Raw genomic sequence first — 18,824 nt, forward strand, 5'->3', positions numbered from 1 at the left:
TAAGAAGGAAATCCCATGATCAAGATGCTCAAACAGGCCGCCCTGGTGCTGGCCTCATCCCTGCTGATACAAAACGCGGTTGGTGCCGAGAAAATCACCTACCTGTTCCCGGCCCCGGACACCCTGCCGGCCTTTGCGCCCTTTCAGATAGCCAAGCACAAGGGCTATTACGCGGACGAAGGGCTGGATGTCAGCTTTCAGATCGGCAAGGGTGGCGCCGACGTCGCCAAACAGGTCGCCGTGGGCAACGCCGATATGGGCGGTGGCATCGGTGACACCCCCATTGTGACCCGGGCCAATGGTCTGAAGGTGAAAGGGGTTGCGCTGCTCGGCGGCCAGGCCCTGACCCAGATCGCGGTGCGCCGCGATGCCGGCATTGAATCGGCGGCGGACCTTCGCGACAGGGCCATAGGCGTGCTGTCGTTCAAGGACACCACCTACTACAACCTGCTGGCGGTACTCGCCAGTGCCGGCCTCTCCAAGAATGATGCGTCGGTACAGGCACTGGGGCCGGGCGGCATTATCAAGCTGATGATCTCCGGTGATATCCAGGCCATGTCCGGGGTTCCCGAGTGGGTGGCCGCAGTGCAGGCTGCCGGCATCGAGGTGGATGTATGGAACATCAACGATATATTCCCCGCCATGGCCCAGGCCATGTTCGCCTCCGACGAGACCATCGCCGAGCGGCCTGAAGCCGTGCAGGGCTTCGTCAATGCCACCCTCAAGGCCGTGCGGGAAATCCAGGCCAGCCCGGCACAGGCCGCAAGCGACTACATCGCCGCGGTGCCCAGCCACCAGGGCAAGGAAGCCCAGATCACCGACATCCTGACCCGCTACACCGAGCTGGTGTACCCCACCCAGGCGCCGCTGCAACTGGGGCAGTTTGACGAAGTGCGGCTCAAGACCGTGCAGGATTTTTACCTGCACAACGATATCGTGCGCACCGCCGTGCCCATTGCGGACACCTTCACCAACCAGTTCGTGTCGAACTGAGACCGAGGTCCAGACACCATGAACAAGAACTACACCGGTGCGACCCTGACGTTCGCCCTGCTGATGATCGCCGGCTGGGAATACATTCCCGGCCTGTTCGATATTCCGGCCTACATTATCCCGACCTTCAGCGAAACCCTGGCTGAACTGCTGCGCATGTACCAGAGCGAAGCGCTGCTGCAGCACACGCTGTCGACCCTGCAGATGACCCTGCTGGGCTTCATCATCGGCAGCATCCTGGGCGCGGTACTGGGCTTTGCGCTCGGTTCATCCCCGTTGCTCGAAAAGGTGGTATCACCCTACATCCTGGCGCTGCAGATCGCCCCCAAGGTGGCCTTCGCACCGCTGTTTATCATGTGGTTCGGCTACACCGCCTGGCCCAAGCTGCTGGTGACCATCCTGATCGTGTTCTTCCCGATCCTGGTAAACGTGCTGCAATCGATGAAAAACATCGACCGCGACATGATCAACCTGGCCCGGGCCTACAACCTGAGTCGCTTCCAGATCTTTATGAAGATCGAACTGCCCTCGTCCCTGCCCAACCTGCTGGCGGGCCTGCGTATCTGCGCAACGCTGGCGGTTATCGGCGTGACGGTGGGGGAAATGGTCGGTGGCAACACCGGGCTCGGCTTCCTGATTTCCTACGGCGAAGGCCAGGCCAACGCCGCCATGGTATTCAATGCCATCGCCCTGCTGACGGTCATCGGCATCCTGCTCTACAGCCTGGTGGTCTGGGCGGAAAACCGCATCCTGCATTACATTCCCAGGGCAGAGCACCGCTGAACACTGGGATTCGTTATTCACATTTGAGCGTAAAAAGGGGCCCGTACTCAGTAATGGCCCCTTTTTTACGCCGCACATCGGTTCCCAAGCAACCCTGGCACAACCTGTCCCAAGCGCTACCTCAACTCACTGAGCTCTGCATTCCCTGATAGCGTTCACGCAGCGCCTGCAGATCACCGGGGCGGTCGGCGTCCATCAGCACACCGGGGTCATCGACCTCGATATGCATGCGGGCCTCTGGGTGACGCTGGATCACCGCGCGTGCCCCCTCCTCATCCTGCAACCGTGACAGTTCGCTCCAGAAGTTGCGCCCGAAGATAACCGGGTGCCCGGGCTTGCCCTGGTACTCGGGGCGGACGATGCGATCCGCCGCCGCCTGCTCGACCAGCCGGGCCAGGGTGCCGGGTTCGATACAGGGCATATCGCCCAGTAGCACGGCTGCAGCCAGTGCCTGCGAGCTGCGCAGCGTGCTGAAAGCATCCGCGATACTGAACCCCAGACCCTGGTCGGCACGAGGGGAACGAACAACGTCCGTTGCCGACTCCAACCCCAGTTCTGCAGGCTCGTCATCGCCGCGAATCACCACCCGCACGCTATCGAACACCGCCGCCATGGACTGGACCGTGGCCGCCAGCAGCGTACGATCGTGCAAGAGAGTTTCACGCCGCTTGTCGGCCCCAAAGCGTCGCGCCCGGCCCGCCGCCATCACCAGCGCCAGCACCTTGTAGTCAGTTTCTGCAACGCTCTGCCCAGTGGCCCCAGCCTCTCTCTTGGTATTTTCCGGCATCGTCGATATCCGATCTAAGTTCAGTTGGCCACTATACCCTTACCCTTTTACATCCCCTGCATACTGCAGACAATTTCAGGCAAAGAATGCCATGCAGGCCGTTTCAGACAGACCAAAAAATACCGGCCCCAGGGTAGCCCGGACCGGCATGAAAACAGTGTAAGCACACTACTGTTCAGTGCAGCTAGACGCTGGCGATCATGCGCTCGGGCCGCAGTACTTCGCGCAGCTGCTCGGGCGCCATGAGCCCCTCTTCCTCCACCAGTTCCAGCACGCTGCGGTTTTCCTCCAACGCCCGCTTGGCGATGCGTGTCGCGTTCTCGTACCCAAGGTAGGGATTGAGCGCGGTAACTATGCCGATGCTGTTATGCACCATCGAGGCACAGTGGGCTTCATTGGCGCTGATGCCGACGATGCACTTTTCCTCGAACATCTGCATGGCGCGCTTGAGCAGGCGCATCTGTTCCAGAATGTTGTAGGCGATCAGCGGTTCCATGGCATTGAGCTGCAACTGCCCCGCTTCCGCCGCCATACAGATGGCCAGATCATGCCCCATGATCTGATAGGCCACCTGGTTTACGGCCTCCGGAATCACCGGATTGACCTTGCCTGGCATGATGGAGCTGCCGGGCTGCTGTGCCGGCAGGTTGATCTCGTTGATGCCGGCGCGCGGCCCCATGCTCAGCAGGCGCAGGTCGTTGGCGATCTTTGACAGTTTGAGCGCCAGGCGCTTGAGCATGCTGGAGAACAGCACGAAGGCCCCCATGTCGGACGACGCCTCGATCAGATCCTCGGACTGGCGCAACGAAATGCCACTGATGCGCGACAGCTGGGCGATGGCCAGGGTGCCATAGCGAGGATCGGCGTTGATACCCGTGCCAATGGCGGTACCACCCAGATTCACCTCGGTCAGCAGCTCCGACAGTGCGGCAATGCGGCTGATATCCTCGCCCAGAGTGCTGGCCCAGGCCTTGAACTCCTGCCCCAGGGTCATAGGCACCGCATCCTGCAACTGGGTGCGGCCCATCTTGATGACGCCCTTGAATTCCTCGGCCTTGGTACTGAAGGCACCGCGCAGGGATACCAGAGAACCCACCAGGTCGGCGTGACTGAGCAGGATCCCCAACCGTACGGCAGTGGGATAGGCATCGTTGGTCGACTGGGACAGGTTGACGTCGTTATTGGGGTGCAGGGCCTTGTAGTCACCCTTTTGCAGACCCATGAACTCGAGTCCGACGTTGGCGATGACTTCGTTGGCATTCATGTTGGTGGAGGTGCCGGCGCCCCCCTGGATCATATCGACCACGAACTGGTCGTGGTACTCGCCACCGATAATCGCCTGAGTCGCGCACTGAATGGCCCGCGCCTTTTCAGGCGCTAGGGAACCCAGCTCAGCGTTGGCCTGCGCCGCCGCCTGCTTGACCATCGCCAATGCCATGATCAGGCGCGGGAAATGCTGCAGGGTCACACCACTGAGGGCAAAGTTGTTGCAGGCACGCAGGGTCTGGATGCCATAGTAAGCCTGCGCAGGCACGGGCAGTTTGCCCAGCAGGTCTTTTTCCAGCCGCACCGCGGCCACAGTCGGGTCCGACATTGAATAGGTCCTCATAAGGTTGTCTATCAGGCAGAAAAAACCCGCCCGAAATCTTCAGGTGCGATATTCCGGGCGGGTAGAAAAGGGTAAGAGGTGAGTCGTAAATCGTTAAAAAGCACGAGCCACCCTGCAAGCTAAAGCGCACGCACATCCCTGTGCCCGCGGTTGTAGGGTGGGTTAGCGGCGCAGCAATTACAATTTAATCGTTTGGCAGCACTGTTCGGGCGCTGTGTAACCCACCACATGGAGCCATGCACGTCCACCGCTCCCGCACATCCTTGTGCCCGCGGTTGTAGGGTGGGTTAGCGGCGCAGTCTGTACGATGTAGCCGCCTGGCAGCACTGTTCGGGCGCCGTGTAACCCACCACCGATGCGTGCAACGCATTGCGCTTTTTGTCGCGCATTACCTGCAACCCATAGGTGCGGTTCGCTGCGCTTACCAGCACCCTGATTCGTGCTTTCAGCTATTCAATAAAGCTTCTTCTGTGGGGGACCTGCGAAGTTCAGCGGGCCGACCTTGTCCATGTCCACCTCGATCACGGCGGGGCCGTCGATGGCGATGGCTTGCTGGATGGCGGATGCGAACTCCTCAACCGAGCCCACCTGCCAGCTTGGCATGCCCATGGCGGTGCCAAGATCCCGATAGCAGGGTGTATGCAGTTCGTTGTAGTACTGCCGGCCTTCGAAGTAGTTGTTCTGGATACCACGCATCACACCGTAGCCACCGTCGTTCATGACGATCAGCACCAGATCGGTATTTTCCTGCACCATGGTGGCCATCTCGCCGATGCCGAGCATCAGGCCACCGTCACCCACCAGACCGACCACCTTGCGCGTCGGGTTGGCAATGGCGCTGCCGATAGCGTGGGCCAGACCCAGGCCGATGGCACCGGCCAGGGAATGGATGTTGCGGTTCGCCCCGTTGATCTCGAACAGGCGGCTGCCCCAGGTGCTGCCGGACATGGTGATATCCCGCACCAGGATGCCGTCCTGCGGCAAAGCAGCGCGCAGCGCCTGGCAGATACCAGCATAATTGCCGACCTGATCGCTCAGCGCCGCCACCGACTGCTCGACCACAGTCGCAATGGCACGATCATAATCCGCATCCACCTTTTCACCCTCGCTCAGGGCATCGGCCAGGTACGCCAACACAACCTTGGCATCGGCGCAAATAAAACGATCGGCGCGGTAATTGCGATTCTGGGCTGCGGCATGGGCATCGATCTGTACCAGCGGCTTGCCGAACTCCAGCGAGTAGGTCAGGGTCTCGTTGCTGCGCAGGCGCGAGCCCGCCACTATCACCAGATCGCTGTCCCTGCACAGATCCTTGAATGAGGCGCTGTTGTGAAAGGCGCGCAGGCTGCGCGGATGAGTGTCCGGCAGGATGCCGCGGCCATGAGTGCTGGACACCACCGGCACGCCCTTGTCGGCCAGCGCCTTTACTTCAGCTTCGCAGCCAGCAGCACCGCCACCAATCCACAGCAAAGGACGCTTGGCGCTTTTCAGCTGCGCGGCCAGGCTTTCCAGCTCGGCGGACGCAGGCACCGGCAGCGCCGCGGGCTCGATGGGGCCCAGGTCCGCCGGCAGTTCGATTTTCGCCGCCTGCACATCAATCGGAATCTCGATGCTCACGGGGCCCATGGGCACGCTGCGGGCGATGCGGATAGCTTCACGCAGGATGCCGGCGGCACTTTCCGGGTGGCTGATGCGAAACGCTGCCTTGCTGCTGGCCTTGAGAAAGGTCAGCTGATCCTTGGCTTCATGGATAAAGCTGGCATCGCGGTCCAGATATTCGCGCTCCACCTGACCTGTAATGTGCAGCACGGGGCTGGCGGCATTGCAGGCTTCAATCAGGGAGCCAATGGCATTGCCGGCACCGGCGCCGGTGCTGGTCAGGGCCACACCCAGACCTGCAAAGCGGGCATGGGCATCGGCCATGGTGACGGAACCGGCTTCACCGCGGGCCGGCACAAAGGTGATCTCGCCGCGACGGCCGATGGCATCGGCCACCGGCAGGTTGTGGATGGAAATCACGCCGTAGACGTTGGCAACGCCGTGGGCTTCGAGGATGCGGGCGACGACTTCGCCAACGGTAATTTTTTCTGCAGACATGGCTGTTTACCTGTTGTTGTATAGGGGGCGAAAGCGATCAGTTACACCAGGGGTTGGCGGTGTCACTGAGACCGACGTACAGACTCTTCTGTTGCATATACTCGAGCACGCCCAGTCGTCCCTTTTCGCGGCCCAGACCACTCTCCTTGAAGCCACCAAAGGGCGCCGAAATGGAGAACTTCTTGTAAGTGTTGATCCAGATGGTGCCAGCTTCCAGCTGACGACCGATACGCCAGGCGCGACGGAAGTCCTCGCTCCAGATTCCGGCGGCCAGCCCAAAGACGCTGTTGTTGGCGCGGGCCAGCAGATCCGCCTCGTCGTCGAATTTCAGCACCACCAGCACAGGCCCGAAAATCTCGTCCTGGCAGACGCTGGCGTCATTATCGAGGCCGCTGATGATGGTCGGCGGATAGTAGCTGCCCTGGGCCAGGTCCCCTTCGGTCAAACGTGCGCCGCCGCAAAGGACCTCACCGCCCTCGGCGCGTGCCTTGTCGACAAAACCGGCCACAGACGCGAGGTGTGCTTCGCTGATCAGCGGCCCCATATGGGTACCCGACTGCTCCGGGTGACCGACGCGCAGCTTAGCCGTCAGCGTCAGCAGCCGATCCATGAAGCAGTCATACACCTTGGCATGGACAAACAGGCGGGAACCGGCGATGCAGGCCTGGCCCGAGGAGCTGAAGATGCCGTAAACAACGCCCTTGGCTGCCAGCTCGATATCCGCGTCATCAAACACGATGGTAGGCGACTTGCCGCCCAGTTCCAGCGAGGTCGGGATCAGCTTCTCGGCCGCCACATGGGCCAGATGACGCCCGGTGCCGGTGCCGCCGGTAAAGGAAATCTTGCGCACCAGCGGGTGCGCCGCCAGAGCTTCGCCCACCACCGAGCCCCGGCCCGGCAACACACTCAGCAGCCCCTTGGGCAGGCCGGCTTCCTCGAACAGTTCGGCCAGGGCCAGGGCCGCCAGCGGCGTGGCATCGGCGGGCTTGACGATAACCGCATTGCCCGCCGCCAGCGCCGGGGCTATCTTCTGCATTTCGCTGGCAATGGGCGAATTCCAGGGGGTGATAGCGGCAATAATGCCCAGCGGCTCGTGCACGCTCAGGGTCATGAATTCGCGGGAGCGCTGGGCCGGAAATTGCTCATCCAGGGTTTCGCAGGCGGCGGCAAAATAGCGCGCGGTGCCGGCCGCACTCATGACCAGGCCCCGGCTTTCAGCCAGCGGCTTGCCGTTGTCACGGGTCTGCATGGCCGCCAGTTCGTCGACGCGCTGGGTAATCAGATCCGCCACGCGATACAGCACCGCGGCGCGCTCATGAGGCATGCGGTTGCGCCAATCGGGCTCACGCCAGGCAAGCTCCGCCGCCTGTACAGCCTCTTCCACATCTTCGATGCTGGCAGTGGCGATTTCGGCATTCAGGCTGCCGTCGGCCGGAAAATAGGTCGCACGCACGGGGCCCCGTCCCTGTTTCCACTGGCCGGCGATAAAAATAGGCTTGGTCATGATTATTCTCCTCGAAGCCAAAGGCCTCAGATCAACAGGGACGCGGTGCTGTGACGACAGGCGCGAACAACGCTCAGCGCCGCCAGGGTCGATGTCTTGGGGTTGCTCTCCAGCGGCAGGCCGCTCAGCTCCAGCTTCATATCACCAAAGCGGCCACGGGCGCAGATCAGGTGCTGGTTGCGCTCGATGCCGGGATCCGCCATCAGCTCGACCCGGGTGTCATCCATGCCGATACCGGCCAGGGCGATGGTCGCCGCCACATTGGCATTGGCCGGGAACAGCAACGCCGCCTCCCGGGCGGTGCCACGGTAAAACACCGTAGGCTCGGTGATGGCGTCCAGATCGATCAGGGTTTCGGCCGGGCTGCCTCTCCAGCTTTTTGGGCTCTTGCGCGAGCAGTACACCACCTCGTCCAGGCCGCCTTCTTTCGCCGCAGCCAGACCATCGATACCGGCAATGGCGCCGGCCAGTGCATGAATGCGGGCCTTGCCCGCCACCGCCGCGCTCTGCAGTCGATCCAGCAGGGCATTGTCGGCAAAGGCGCCGACGGAAATCACACCCAGATCCCAGCCCCGGGCCAGGACCGCTTCACCATGTTCGCGGATCGCGCCCTGACCGGCACACTCAACCACCAGGTCCGGCGTGCCGTCGCAGGCCGCATTCACAGCATCAATAGTGCTGATCACCCGAACATCGGCTGATACCTGGCCGCGAGCTGCTGCCACGCTATCCGCCGGTACCAGCAGCCATTGCAGATTAAGGTCTTCGGGCAGCAGCGCGACCACTTCGCGGGCCATGGAGCCAAAACCGATCATCATCAGTTGTTTCATGCAGATTTTCCTCAAAGATGCCGGTTAAAGCCGCCGGACACATCCAGTGCCGCGCCTGTGGTGAAAGACGCCAGGGGCGATGCCAGGAACACCAGCGCGCGGGCCGGCTCTTCGGGCTTGCCCAGACGTCCCATCGGGATGCCGCGCTTGGCCGCGATGGCACCAATCCAGCTGTCCCAGCCCATGCCCTTGTCGCTGCGATCCTCAAAGCGACGACGCCACTGCCCCGACTCCACCATGCCCAGCAGGATCGAATTGACGCGAACCCCCTTGGCGGCAAACTCATGGGCCAGCGAATGGCTCAGATTCAAGAGCCCCGCCCGTGCCGCCGAGGTGGCGATCATGTGGGGTTCAGGCTGCAGCGCCAGCAGGGAATTGACGTTGGTGATGGAGCCGCAGCCGGAGGCTTCCAGCATGGGCTGAAATGCCCGCACCGGATGAATCACACTGAACAGCTTCAGCTCGGCCTCGGCCAGCCAGTCTTCATCCGCCGTTTGCGCAAATGAGCTGACCCGGCCCTGACCGGCGTTATTGATCAGGCAGTCCGCGCCGCCGAAGGCGTCCTGCACCTGGGCGGCAAAAGCCTCAACCTGGCTGCGGTCCAGAACATTGCAGACCGAGGTCAGCATCTGCCCTTCAGGAAAGGCATCACGCATCAAGCCTTCAGACTCCGCCAGACGCTCGGGGTTGCGGCCACACCAGGCGACCTTGGCACCTTCTTGCAGCAGCAGGCGCACCGTCTCCAGTCCGATGCCGGAGGAGCCGCCGGTTACCACAGCAACCTTGCCGGTTAAATTAAAGCTCATTGTTCGCCTCCAGAAAAAGCGCGCTGGCCCAGGCCCTGTGCAAAAGTCAGGTTCTGTGCGTAATCGGTGATGGCCGCGGCGAAAGCCGCGGGCGCATCTATATAGCTGGCATGACCGGCCTGGGGCAGTGCTACATAGCTTGCCTTGTTGCAGTCTGCAGCCAGATCCGCCGCAGTCTGCGGCGGCGTAATGCTGTCTTCATCGCCACAGATCACCAGCAGCGGGCGCTGGTAGTCCAGCAGATAGCGCCAGATATCATCGTGGGCCAGCAGCCAGGACGCGGCGCTAAAGCCCGCCATATTCAGCCGCTGCATGCCATCGGCCACCAGTGCCACCTTTTCAGCGCTCGCACTGGGCGACAGCAGCGCCGGCGCCCGCTCAAGCGCCAGGCCCTCGGGACCCAGGGCTTCGAGCATGGCCGGGCGTTTGCGAAAGATATCCTGCTGCGTTTGTGCGTCCGCCTGGCCGTAGCCCTGGGCCGGATCCGCCAGTACCAGGCCCGCCAGGCGTTCGCCCTGCAGGCTGGCAAAGGCCGCTGCCTGCAGGGCCCCCAGGGAATGCCCCAGCAACAGCGGGCGCTGCAGATCCAGCGCCTCCACCAGCCCCAGCAGGGCCTCGGCATAGTCCAGTGCCGTTGGCGTTGCGGTCTTCAGTGCATCACTGCCTCCGTAGCCCGGCGCATCCCAGGCAATGACCCGGTACTGGGCGCTGAGGGATTCGAACTGCTGGACCCAGGAGCCTGACCCCGAACTGATGCCATGCAACAGCAGCAGCACCGGGCCTTCTCCTGCCTCACGGTAGGCCAGGCGACGCCCCTTGAACTGCAGCATTTGCAGCGGGTAACGGCTCAGCTTGTCGGTCAGAGTGGACGCCATCAGCTTCAGCCCCGCTTGATCTGCGACAAGGGGTGATCTTCGGGGTAGGTCGGGATCTGCGGCTTGGACGTACCGAGCATCACGCACATCAGGGCGTCTTCCTGACCGGGGTTGAACAGGCCGCGGTAGATGCCGGGCGGAATGGAAATCAGGTCACGCTCACACAGAGTCGTCTCGAAGCGCTCACCATTGTGCTCGACAAACAGGTTGATGGTGCCGCGCAGCATAAAGAACACTTCCTCGACATCGTCATGCACATGCAGCGGGCCTTCACACTGGGCCGGCAGCATCATGGTCGAAAAGGTGAAATTCTCGGCCTGTACGGCGTTGCTGTCCGCGCTGACGCCGGTAGCACCGGTGCCCATGTAGCGCATCTGCGCGCGACGGTACTTGGGATCGTAGTCGGCCTGAAACTTCAGGGCGTTGAAGTCGTAGGTGCGATCCTCAAAGCGTGCAATGCGGCCATTGAGCCAATCACCCAGCGATTTGTCTTCCGGCTTTACCCAACCTTCGAATTTAAGTGTCATGCCCATATCCTCTCGCTATTTAACGGCAACAGTTACCCCTGCCCGCCCGATACAGGGCAGGCGGAATGGAAGTACAACTCAGTATTTTTTAATAAGTGGCAGCAGTACCAGGGAGCCGACAATGGCAATGACCACCAGGAACATGATGCCGTTATCGAAATTCCCGGTCTGGGTCACGATATAGCCCATAAGTACCGGGGCCGCGGCACCGGCAAAATTGCCAAAGCCGTTAAACACTCCACCGGCCGTGGCGCTGACATTGTCCGGGCTCACCCGGGCCAACAGGGCAAAGACAGATGCAACACCAAAGCCCCAGCTCATGGCACTGATCGACATGGCGAGAATGGTCAGCATCGGGCTTTCGATCAAAGGCACCGCTGCCATGGCGATGCCGGCCATCAGCAGGCCACCAAATACCTGGGCGGCACGCTTGCCGGTTTTGTCCGACAGGAAGGCACCGGCAACTTCACCGAACAGCATGGCGATGAAGGGCAGCGATGATATGGAACCAAACTCTTTCAGGTTGATGCCCTTGGCTTCGATCAGATAGCTCGGCAGCCAGCCATTGAGGCCCCAGAGATAGGTCAGCAGCGCGGTATTGAACAGACAGACGGCCCAGAAAGCCCGCGCACCAAAGAGAACCTTGCAGTTGGCGATATGCTGCTGCCAGTCCATCTTCTTCTTGCCGGCGTTAAGCTCGGCGCCAGTTTTAAGCTGCACATCCCGCAGGCCCAGCACCACCACAGCCACGACAACCACCGTCAGCGCAGCCATCACGAAGAAGGTCATCTGCCAGCCGTAGTTGGCCAGTACATAGGCGGTAATCGGAAAACCCAGGGCTGCGCCTATGGGCGTCCCCAGCAGGAACATGGTTGATGCACGGGCGATCTGATGCGGGCTGTAGCACTGCTTGACGATGGTATAGGCCAGCGCAAACAGCGGGCCTTCGGCAACACCCAGCAGTACCCGCAGCACCAGCAGCTGCTCATAGCTCTTGGCCATTCCCATCAGCGCCATCAACACACCCCAGAGCACCACACAGGCGGTAAGGCATTTTTTGGGATTGACCAGGTCGCCGGCCATGCTGAGGAATATCGAGGAGAAACCGTAGGCCAGCAGGAAACTGGTCATTAGCCAGCCCAGCTTGGTTTTGTCATCACCGATGCCCATGACCGTCTGAAAGGTCGGATCGGAAAAGAGCACGGCAATGCTGATCTTGTCGAAAAAGGCCAGCACGACGCAAATCATCAGCACGCCGGATATCGACCAGTGTTTCAGGTTGGAGCCGGTTTTTGGCATGCTCGCAACGGCCATATCACCCTTCAAAGTTTGCATACTAGTACCTGTTTATTCTTATAGCGTTGTTTTAAACAGCTCGCGGGCCTGTCCGCGCGGTATCAGCCCAAGGTTCCAGGCTAAGGTTTTAGCGTCATGAGATTCTGTGCAGGATCCGCCAGTATCTCGGCCGGCAGCTTCATACCCGCCTTGATCCAGCGCTTTCCCAGCTTGATCAGTTTCGGGTCATTTACTGCAATCAGGGACTCCAGACGATCATCGGCATCCAGGCGGATAAAGGACTGCTGATTGTCGCCGCAAATACGGCGGATATCGGTGCCTTCACCGCTGCCGGCGGCCCCCAGGATCTGGATATTGCACTGATACTGATCCGACCAGAGCCAGGGCACATCGGCATAGGGCGTATCCTGCCCCAGCAGGGAGAGCGCCGCCGAAATCGCCTGATTCTGCGCATTGGCCCAGGACTGGATGCAGTAACCCAGCTCCGGGTGAATGGCGACGTCACCGGCGGCATAGATATCGGCATCCGAGGTCTTGCCGCAAGCATCCACCACCAGCCCGGACGTGGTCGCAAGACCCGCTTCGCGACCCAGCTCCGAGGCGATCTCAGCACCCGCGCCTACCACCACCGCATCAAACAGGCCCGCCACTGCGCCTGCGGCAGACACCAGCACAGCACCACCGGCGGCGCCGGCCAGTTCGATGGCACCGCAACTGAGCTGCACATCGACACCCTGATCGCTGTGCAGCTGATAGAGAAAGTCAGACACTTGCGGCGCCACGCTGCGGGCACACAGACGCTCTGCGAGCTCAAACACCGTCACATCCAGCCCCTGCTTGCGTGCCGTGGCCGCCACTTCCAGACCGATCCAGCCCCCACCGATAATGGCCATTCTGCGCCCCGGCTGCAGCTTTTCACCCAGACGCGCAGCATCCGCGATGGTGCGCACCGTATAGACGCCATCAATTTCGGCCCAGGCCTTGACCGGCACCCGGGCACGGCTGCCGGTGGTCAGCATCAGCTTGTCGTAGCTCAGCAGCTTGCCACTGGCCAGGCGCACTTCCCGGCGCGCACGATCGATCGCCACCGCCGTATCCGGCTTGTGCCACTGGATATTCAATGCCTCTATGGCTTCGCTGGAAAACAGCTGCGTCGCGGAGGCATCCATTTCACCGGCCAGCACCTGCTTGGACAGCGGTGGGCGTTCGTAAAACACCTGATCCTCGTTAGAGACCAGCGCCAGCTCACCCTCGAAACCGTTCTGGCGCAGCGTATGGGCCGCCCAGGCGCCGGCCTGGCCGGCACCGATAATCAGAATGCGGGAAATGCTGTGGCTCATAAGATTATCCTCGCTCTTTAGCTGTCATTTAAAAGGCGTTCATACCGAAATCAAGGCGGCAATATCACGCTAGCTGGGTCACCACCTGGCGACGGGTGTTGCCGTCCAGACCGCCCTCCACGGCCCACTCGGTGAAGAGTTCCAGGCGGTGTTCGAGGGTGCGGGGCTGCCAGGCTGCAGTCAGGTAGTCGTCGTTGGTGTAGTACTCGAAAGCGCCGCCCAGCGGGCTGTTGACGTACCAGAAATAGGCCGAAGATATCGGATGACGCCCGGGGCCAATAAAGGTGGACCAGTCTTTGCGGTTCATCGCCATGCCACCGCCGATCACCTCGTGTATATCACGCACGGTAAAGGCGACATGGTTAAGGCCAGCAGGCTTGTTCGGCACCTTGAGCAGGAAGAGATCATGATGATGGCCTTCGGTGCCGGCGCGCATGAACACACCCTTGCCGATGTAGCGATCCGACACCTGGAAGCCCAGCTTCTCGTGGTAGAAGGCTTCAACAGCGTCGAGGTCCTCAACGAAGAACACCGCATGGCCAATACCGATCGGCTCGCCGCGCTCATATACGGGACTCGGCGCATCCACACGACGGATATCACCGTGCTGGTTGATGCCAGGCACCGTCAGTTCCACCGGCACCTGAGTCGACAGCTGAAAGCGCAGGTACATGCCATTGGGATCCAGGCAGCTGACCGAATCCGCATCGCGGGCATAGCCCTGAACATCAACAAGACGTTCAGTCAGGGCATCGAGATCCGACGCCTGCTCAACCCCCCAGACCAGGGTGCGCAGTGTCGAGCCGGCCTCAAAGGCGTTCGGCAAACGCCTGTCGCCCTTGTCGTACAGGTAAAGCCGGCTCTGGTTCAAGGTGCGGTATAACTTCGCATCCTGCACCGCGCTGTTGTCGGCTTTAAGACCGAAATCGCTCAGAAAGCGGCAGGCCTGTTCCATGTCCTCGACGCCGAAGTGTAATTCTTCGATACCCTTGATCTTCATAGTCATCTCTCTGTTAAAGGCTTGAGGCCCGATCAGTTGCAGACGAAGCCGCCGTTTACCGCCAATGTCTGACCGGTGACAAAGCTCGCCAGGTCCGACAGCAGATAAAGCACGCTGCCGGTCACATCTTCTGGCATCTGTTCGCGCTGAATGGCCCGGCCGTTTATATAGTGTTCATGACGTTCCCTGGGCACATAAGCGGTCGCCTCCACCAGGGTCAGACCCGGGCAGACGGTGTTGACGCAGATGTTCTGCGCCCCCAGCTCCCGTGCCATCGACCGGCTCATGGAGATAACGGCGCCCTTGCTGGCGACATAGGCCATCAGGCGCGGTGCGCCCCAGAGCGCGGTATCGGATGCGATATTGACGATCTTGCCGGCAGTCGAGGCCGCAAGGTGCGGTACCATCGCCCGACTCATCAGCCAGGTACCGCGCACATTCACGGTCATCACCCGATCCCAGGTATCGATTTCCAGCTCACACATATCCGGGCCGCCGATACCGGTGGCAATGGCACCGCAGTTAACCAGGCCATCCACTTCGCCGAAACGAGCGGCACTGAATGCCGCGACCGCCTTAATGGATTCAGGATCCGCCAGATCCAGCCGTACCGCGACGGCATCAAACCCCTGCTCTACCAGGGCGCCAGCTTCCTGTTCCACCAGCTCATCAAGGATATCCGCCATCACCACCTGGGCACCGGCGGCACAGGCTGCCTGGGCAAAATCCAGCCCCAGCCCGCGCGCCGCGCCGGTAATCAGCAGACGTTTGCCCGCCAGCAGCTTATTCATTGGCCGCGGCCTCTTTACAGGGCGCAGCCTCTTCGAGCTGGGCCAATTGCTTCTGGGCCATTTTTTTCATCAGCCGACGCAGGCGCGACAGGCCCACATCGTGCTGGTAGAGGAACTCATGGTTACGGGCATCCGGCGCCATCTGCTCGAGGATGATCTGATCCTGAACCAGTACATCCCAGTGCAGTTTTTCCAGCCGGTTGCGATAAAGGAAACGCCAGGTGTCACGCTGCCAGCCCTGCACCTTGCGGGCACGCCAGAAGAAGACACGGGTGTTGTTTTCATCGATCGGGGTCGCCTGGCCAACAATCCAGAACTCGCCGCCGGGACCGAACTTCTGCTGATAGGGAATCGACAGACGCAACCAGAAGGTGCCGCTGTCGCCAAATTCGACCCAGTCGAAATTGACGCCGCTCTGGCCTACTTTCTCGAATCTGAAGCCGTTCTCGGTGTCGACCACGCGCATATCAGCGCTACGTTCACCCTCGGCCATGGAGTGGGAGGTACCGTGCAGATAGCTACCGTGCATCGGGTCCATCACATTGTCGACGGCGTAACGATGGTTGCAGGCCCAGTCGGCGGTGCAGAGGAAGCTGCTCCACTGCTCGCTTTCGAGCTGCTCCGGCAAGACCAGGTCATCAGGCACAGTGCCGGCATCAAGACCGAACCAGACAAAGATGGCGCCGTGCTTTTCAAGCACCGGGTAGGAGCGCACGCATTTGGTGCCGCTCATGGGGCAGTTGCTGACGGCCGGCACATCGGCCACTTCGCCATCACCCTTGACCTCAACGCCGTGGTACCAGCAGGCCACGCGGTCGCCCAGGTTCCAGCCCAGGGACAAACGCGCACCACGGTGTGGGCAACGGTCTTCCAGCGCATGCACCTGACCCTCGCGATCACGCCACAGCACTATATTGTCGCCCAGGCGGGTAATGCCCACGGGGCTGGTCGCCACTTCCCAACTGGCCACCACCGGATACCAGCGGTTGCGCAGCCCAAGATCAAGATAGCTTTCGATTGTTTGCTTGTCGTTCACGGTAAATCCCCTGTTCTGCTCAGTAACCCAGTCGCGCCATCTCGGCCTGGAAGCTGTCGGTGCTCCAGAGCGCCGAAGCTTCGGTGCGTGATCCCCGTGCGTTGAGCGCGGCAACCAGCTCATCAAGCTCCACCACACCCGTGGTGAAAACAGCTTCAAGGTGGGCTACCAGCGCCTCTTCGTAGCGGCTCGGCTCGCGGTGGCGGGTCTGCCAGACGATGTTCTGAGTACGGCCCGGCACCTGGATGTTATTGATGCCAGCCAGGGTGTTGGGCTCATTCCGGAACCAGGTGGCAAGTTTGGGGTTGTACTCGGTCATGGTGCGTCTCCTCAGACCAGTTGCAGCTGAATGTCGTCGCCTTCAACCCGCAACGGATAGGTGTTCAGGTTGCGACAGCCTGGGCCGCTTTCCAGCTTGCCGGTGGGAATATCGAAAATCGCTTCATGCAACGGACATTCGACGGTGCGGCCTTCAACGAATCCCTGGGTCAGCAATGCATAGGCATGGGGGCAGATATCGTCGATGGCATAGAAGCCATCCTCCACCTTGAACACACCCAGCGCCTTGTCCTGGACCTTGACTGAAAACGGGCTGTCTTCCGATACCTGCCCCACTTTGCAAACTGACACCCAGCTCATCGCGACCACCTCATGTTTTATATATAAACACTCGTCTTATATGCGAACAGAGATTACCGCCACTCAAAAACCAAGTCAACCCCACATGAAAAACAGGGCAATAGCTCTCAACTGCGCCATAAAAACCAACAGAAAAGAAAAAATATCTGTAAAAACAATATATTAAAAAAGAAATTATCAATTAAGGCGGCATATTCCAGACACAGTGATTCCGCCCCTTTTGGCAAGACAGGGGCAGAGGCCGAACCGGAAAAAGAGGATAACGAACGGAAAAACAAGAATTTTTACTCAAATATGATTTTCATACTCGAACATAAAAAATTAATCCCGTTTCCGACGTTCAGGTCACAGGGGCCGTTCACTGGCGGCGAGACACGGCAGAGACGCATCAGATTCGCGGGCTAGATGAAATAACATTCCGGAGCCCAGATGAAAAACCAGACGGGATCAGTGGTGGCCGAGGCGGACATCAATTTGTGTGAAGGTTGGAGATATTGCAGCACAGACGCGACAGCGCCCAATGAATCACTTAAGGAAAAGAACGCAGAAGAAAGGAGCAAACCCATGGCGGCTCATAAAAGAGCCGCCACCGGTTCTGGAAATCAAAACTGGGAAGAGTGCAGACTCAGCGTACGGGACAGATCCTGCGCGGCCTTGACGACCTCATCCCGGATACGGCCGTCGAACTCGTCCCGGGACAGGCTGCCCAGCGGGCAACTCACGGAAACCGCGGCAACGATACGCCGGTCATCCACACTGAAAACCGGTGCTACACAGGCCGCCATGCCGGGATTAAAATGCCCCCAGGCGATGGCTGCATCCTTGCCGCGGTAACTGCGCACCCGCTCCAGCAAGGCCTCGGGCGTGGCGGGCGTCGCTTCCGTGAAGCGATCGAAGCTGAAATCCTGGTACAGCTCCACAATCGCCTCATCCGACAGGGTCGAGAGCATCAGCTGCCCGGTGACAGTGGCGTGGGCCGGCCAGCGGGTCCCCACCGATACGGTACTGGTGAAAGGCCCGGTGGCCTGGAAGCAGTCGACAATCACGGTATTGCGCCCGTCGCGAATTAGCAGCTGGCTCGCCAGGGTTGTCTGGTTGCGAAGATGCTCCAGAATCGGACGCGACGGCTCCAGCAGTTCAAGGCTGGAGAGATATTGAAAACCCAGATCCAGAATACGCGAGCTCAGGGTATAGCGATTACTGTCGCCAATGCGGCGCAGAAAACCACAGTGTTCGAGGGTATAAACGAGCCTGAAGGTACTGGAACGATTCACTCCAATCGCCTCTGCCAATTCAGTTATAGATACTTCCCTGTTGGTTTTGCTGAACTGCTGCAGCACAGCCAGCCCCCTGACCAGACCCGGGACTATATAACGGTCATCTGTTTCCATGATCTGTCTGTACCCACTGCGAACACTGCCAAAACGACCTGCGATTGGATCACGCGCCCCTGAAGCTGTCAATTGACGCCCCCTTGATGGCTTGGCATCAATAAGCGGAAACTCTATTTTTGACCTTTTGGGAAAATTATCTTGCCCGGTCAGTTTCCAGGTTATATATTGACCAAAAGGTAAAACAACAATAACAAACAACACCAAGGCCTAGCGTCCGATTAACCGGAGTTACACCGGAACCGGATACACACCCAGGCCCGCCAAGACGGAGACAGGATCGTGTTCAGAACCTTATACCGCACCGCAAGTCTGCTGCCCGCTCACTACATCCAGAGCAGCATCCATAGCCCCAACCGCATCCGTAATCCTGCGCCGCCCGACACTGCCTGGCACAGCAAGCTGATAGCTGCACCTGGCGATTGTCAGATAATGTCCAGCACCGCGCACTGAGCAACATTCGCAAACCCCGACTTCCGAGCGATACCCGGCTGCCAGGCTGTGCCCAGACGGCACCGGT

General features: G+C 60.3%; 19 protein-coding genes. 3 read left to right on the forward strand and 16 right to left on the reverse strand.

What is annotated here, in order from left to right; genetic code table 11:
- Nucleotides 1–15: 15 nt before the first annotated feature.
- Nucleotides 16–993, forward strand: coding sequence for an ABC transporter substrate-binding protein (locus MPRO_RS04985; protein ID WP_067288186.1), 978 nt, complete (start codon nt 16–18; stop codon nt 991–993).
- 18 nt (nt 994–1,011) lie between these two features.
- Complete coding sequence (locus MPRO_RS04990) at nt 1,012–1,776, forward strand: ABC transporter permease (protein WP_067288188.1); 765 nt, start codon at nt 1,012–1,014, stop codon at nt 1,774–1,776.
- Nucleotides 1,777–1,897: 121 nt separating this feature from the next.
- Here MPRO_RS04990 and MPRO_RS04995 read toward each other — a convergent pair whose 3' ends face one another.
- The 16 genes from MPRO_RS04995 to MPRO_RS05070 all read right to left on the reverse strand — a co-directional run bounded on the left by MPRO_RS04995 (nt 1,898) and on the right by MPRO_RS05070 (nt 18,304).
- Nucleotides 1,898–2,563 (reverse strand): nucleotidyltransferase family protein, encoded by a 666-nt coding sequence (locus MPRO_RS04995; RefSeq protein ID WP_082708454.1) that lies wholly within the window; start codon nt 2,561–2,563, stop codon nt 1,898–1,900.
- A gap of 184 nt (nt 2,564–2,747) precedes the next feature.
- A complete protein-coding gene (locus MPRO_RS05000; protein ID WP_067288191.1) occupies nt 2,748–4,157 on the reverse strand; it encodes an aspartate ammonia-lyase in 1,410 nt (469 codons plus the stop codon).
- Nucleotides 4,158–4,625: 468 nt separating this feature from the next.
- Complete coding sequence (locus tag MPRO_RS05005) at nt 4,626–6,269, reverse strand: thiamine pyrophosphate-binding protein (RefSeq protein WP_067288194.1); 1,644 nt, start codon at nt 6,267–6,269, stop codon at nt 4,626–4,628.
- A gap of 37 nt (nt 6,270–6,306) precedes the next feature.
- Nucleotides 6,307–7,773 (reverse strand): aldehyde dehydrogenase, encoded by a 1,467-nt coding sequence (locus MPRO_RS05010; RefSeq protein WP_067288197.1) that lies wholly within the window; start codon nt 7,771–7,773, stop codon nt 6,307–6,309.
- Nucleotides 7,774–7,799: 26 nt separating this feature from the next.
- The gene (locus MPRO_RS05015) at nt 7,800–8,603 is read right to left on the reverse strand and encodes an aspartate dehydrogenase (protein ID WP_067288200.1); all 804 of its coding nucleotides are present in this window, start codon (nt 8,601–8,603) and stop codon (nt 7,800–7,802) included.
- A gap of 11 nt (nt 8,604–8,614) precedes the next feature.
- Entirely contained in the window at nt 8,615–9,409 is a 795-nt protein-coding gene (locus MPRO_RS05020; protein ID WP_067288202.1) for an SDR family oxidoreductase, read from the reverse strand.
- On the reverse strand, nt 9,406–10,284 hold the full coding sequence (locus MPRO_RS05025) for an alpha/beta fold hydrolase (RefSeq protein ID WP_216821242.1): 879 nt from the start codon (nt 10,282–10,284) through the stop codon (nt 9,406–9,408). The genes MPRO_RS05020 and MPRO_RS05025 overlap by 4 nt, the downstream gene beginning before the upstream one ends.
- Before the next feature lie 5 nt (nt 10,285–10,289).
- Nucleotides 10,290–10,811 carry a cupin domain-containing protein gene (locus MPRO_RS05030; RefSeq protein WP_067288273.1) on the reverse strand — a complete coding sequence of 174 codons (522 nt, stop codon included), beginning with the start codon at nt 10,809–10,811 and terminating at the stop codon, nt 10,290–10,292.
- Nucleotides 10,812–10,889: 78 nt separating this feature from the next.
- Nucleotides 10,890–12,146 (reverse strand): MFS transporter, encoded by a 1,257-nt coding sequence (locus MPRO_RS05035; RefSeq protein ID WP_082708455.1) that lies wholly within the window; start codon nt 12,144–12,146, stop codon nt 10,890–10,892.
- Between the two features lie 80 nt (nt 12,147–12,226).
- Entirely contained in the window at nt 12,227–13,447 is a 1,221-nt protein-coding gene (locus MPRO_RS05040) for an NAD(P)/FAD-dependent oxidoreductase (protein ID WP_216821243.1), read from the reverse strand.
- Between the two features lie 64 nt (nt 13,448–13,511).
- The gene (locus MPRO_RS05045) at nt 13,512–14,447 is read right to left on the reverse strand and encodes a VOC family protein (protein WP_067288205.1); all 936 of its coding nucleotides are present in this window, start codon (nt 14,445–14,447) and stop codon (nt 13,512–13,514) included.
- 32 nt (nt 14,448–14,479) lie between these two features.
- Nucleotides 14,480–15,238 (reverse strand): SDR family oxidoreductase, encoded by a 759-nt coding sequence (locus MPRO_RS05050; RefSeq protein WP_067288208.1) that lies wholly within the window; start codon nt 15,236–15,238, stop codon nt 14,480–14,482.
- Nucleotides 15,231–16,274, reverse strand: a complete 1,044-nt coding sequence (locus MPRO_RS05055) for an aromatic ring-hydroxylating dioxygenase subunit alpha (protein WP_067288211.1) — start codon at nt 16,272–16,274, stop codon at nt 15,231–15,233. The genes MPRO_RS05050 and MPRO_RS05055 overlap by 8 nt, the downstream gene beginning before the upstream one ends.
- A 19-nt stretch (nt 16,275–16,293) precedes the next feature.
- Nucleotides 16,294–16,593, reverse strand: a complete 300-nt coding sequence (locus MPRO_RS05060; protein ID WP_067288213.1) for a recombinase-like helix-turn-helix domain-containing protein — start codon at nt 16,591–16,593, stop codon at nt 16,294–16,296.
- A gap of 11 nt (nt 16,594–16,604) precedes the next feature.
- Nucleotides 16,605–16,913 (reverse strand): non-heme iron oxygenase ferredoxin subunit, encoded by a 309-nt coding sequence (locus MPRO_RS05065; protein WP_067288216.1) that lies wholly within the window; start codon nt 16,911–16,913, stop codon nt 16,605–16,607.
- Between the two features lie 602 nt (nt 16,914–17,515).
- On the reverse strand, nt 17,516–18,304 hold the full coding sequence (locus MPRO_RS05070; protein WP_067288219.1) for an IclR family transcriptional regulator: 789 nt from the start codon (nt 18,302–18,304) through the stop codon (nt 17,516–17,518).
- Between the two features lie 282 nt (nt 18,305–18,586).
- Here MPRO_RS05070 and MPRO_RS25705 point away from each other — a divergent pair, with 282 nt between their 5' ends.
- Entirely contained in the window at nt 18,587–18,757 is a 171-nt protein-coding gene (locus MPRO_RS25705; protein ID WP_158651755.1) for a hypothetical protein, read from the forward strand.
- The last annotated feature ends 67 nt before the right edge of the window (nt 18,758–18,824 follow it).

The sequence above is a fragment of the Marinobacterium profundum genome (genome assembly GCF_001528745.1).
GTDB lineage: Bacteria > Pseudomonadota > Gammaproteobacteria > Pseudomonadales > Balneatricaceae > Marinobacterium_A > Marinobacterium_A profundum.

Bases quoted from the DNA above. Each gene is read 5' to 3' on its own strand.
- MPRO_RS04985 (WP_067288186.1), top strand. From the start codon at position 16: ATGATCAAGATGCTCAAACAGGCCGCCCTGGTGCTGGCCTCATCCCTG.
- MPRO_RS04990 (WP_067288188.1), top strand. From the start codon at position 1,012: ATGAACAAGAACTACACCGGTGCGACCCTGACGTTCGCCCTGCTGATG.
- MPRO_RS04995 (WP_082708454.1), bottom strand. From the start codon at position 2,563: ATGCCGGAAAATACCAAGAGAGAGGCTGGGGCCACTGGGCAGAGCGTT.
- MPRO_RS05000 (WP_067288191.1), bottom strand. From the start codon at position 4,157: ATGTCGGACCCGACTGTGGCCGCGGTGCGGCTGGAAAAAGACCTGCTG.
- MPRO_RS05005 (WP_067288194.1), bottom strand. From the start codon at position 6,269: ATGTCTGCAGAAAAAATTACCGTTGGCGAAGTCGTCGCCCGCATCCTC.
- MPRO_RS05010 (WP_067288197.1), bottom strand. From the start codon at position 7,773: ATGACCAAGCCTATTTTTATCGCCGGCCAGTGGAAACAGGGACGGGGC.
- MPRO_RS05015 (WP_067288200.1), bottom strand. From the start codon at position 8,603: ATGAAACAACTGATGATGATCGGTTTTGGCTCCATGGCCCGCGAAGTG.
- MPRO_RS05020 (WP_067288202.1), bottom strand. From the start codon at position 9,409: ATGAGCTTTAATTTAACCGGCAAGGTTGCTGTGGTAACCGGCGGCTCC.
- MPRO_RS05025 (WP_216821242.1), bottom strand. From the start codon at position 10,284: ATGGCGTCCACTCTGACCGACAAGCTGAGCCGTTACCCGCTGCAAATG.
- MPRO_RS05030 (WP_067288273.1), bottom strand. From the start codon at position 10,811: ATGACACTTAAATTCGAAGGTTGGGTAAAGCCGGAAGACAAATCGCTG.
- MPRO_RS05035 (WP_082708455.1), bottom strand. From the start codon at position 12,146: ATGCAAACTTTGAAGGGTGATATGGCCGTTGCGAGCATGCCAAAAACC.
- MPRO_RS05040 (WP_216821243.1), bottom strand. From the start codon at position 13,447: ATGAGCCACAGCATTTCCCGCATTCTGATTATCGGTGCCGGCCAGGCC.
- MPRO_RS05045 (WP_067288205.1), bottom strand. From the start codon at position 14,447: ATGAAGATCAAGGGTATCGAAGAATTACACTTCGGCGTCGAGGACATG.
- MPRO_RS05050 (WP_067288208.1), bottom strand. From the start codon at position 15,238: ATGAATAAGCTGCTGGCGGGCAAACGTCTGCTGATTACCGGCGCGGCG.
- MPRO_RS05060 (WP_067288213.1), bottom strand. From the start codon at position 16,593: ATGACCGAGTACAACCCCAAACTTGCCACCTGGTTCCGGAATGAGCCC.
- MPRO_RS05065 (WP_067288216.1), bottom strand. From the start codon at position 16,913: ATGAGCTGGGTGTCAGTTTGCAAAGTGGGGCAGGTATCGGAAGACAGC.
- MPRO_RS05070 (WP_067288219.1), bottom strand. From the start codon at position 18,304: ATGGAAACAGATGACCGTTATATAGTCCCGGGTCTGGTCAGGGGGCTG.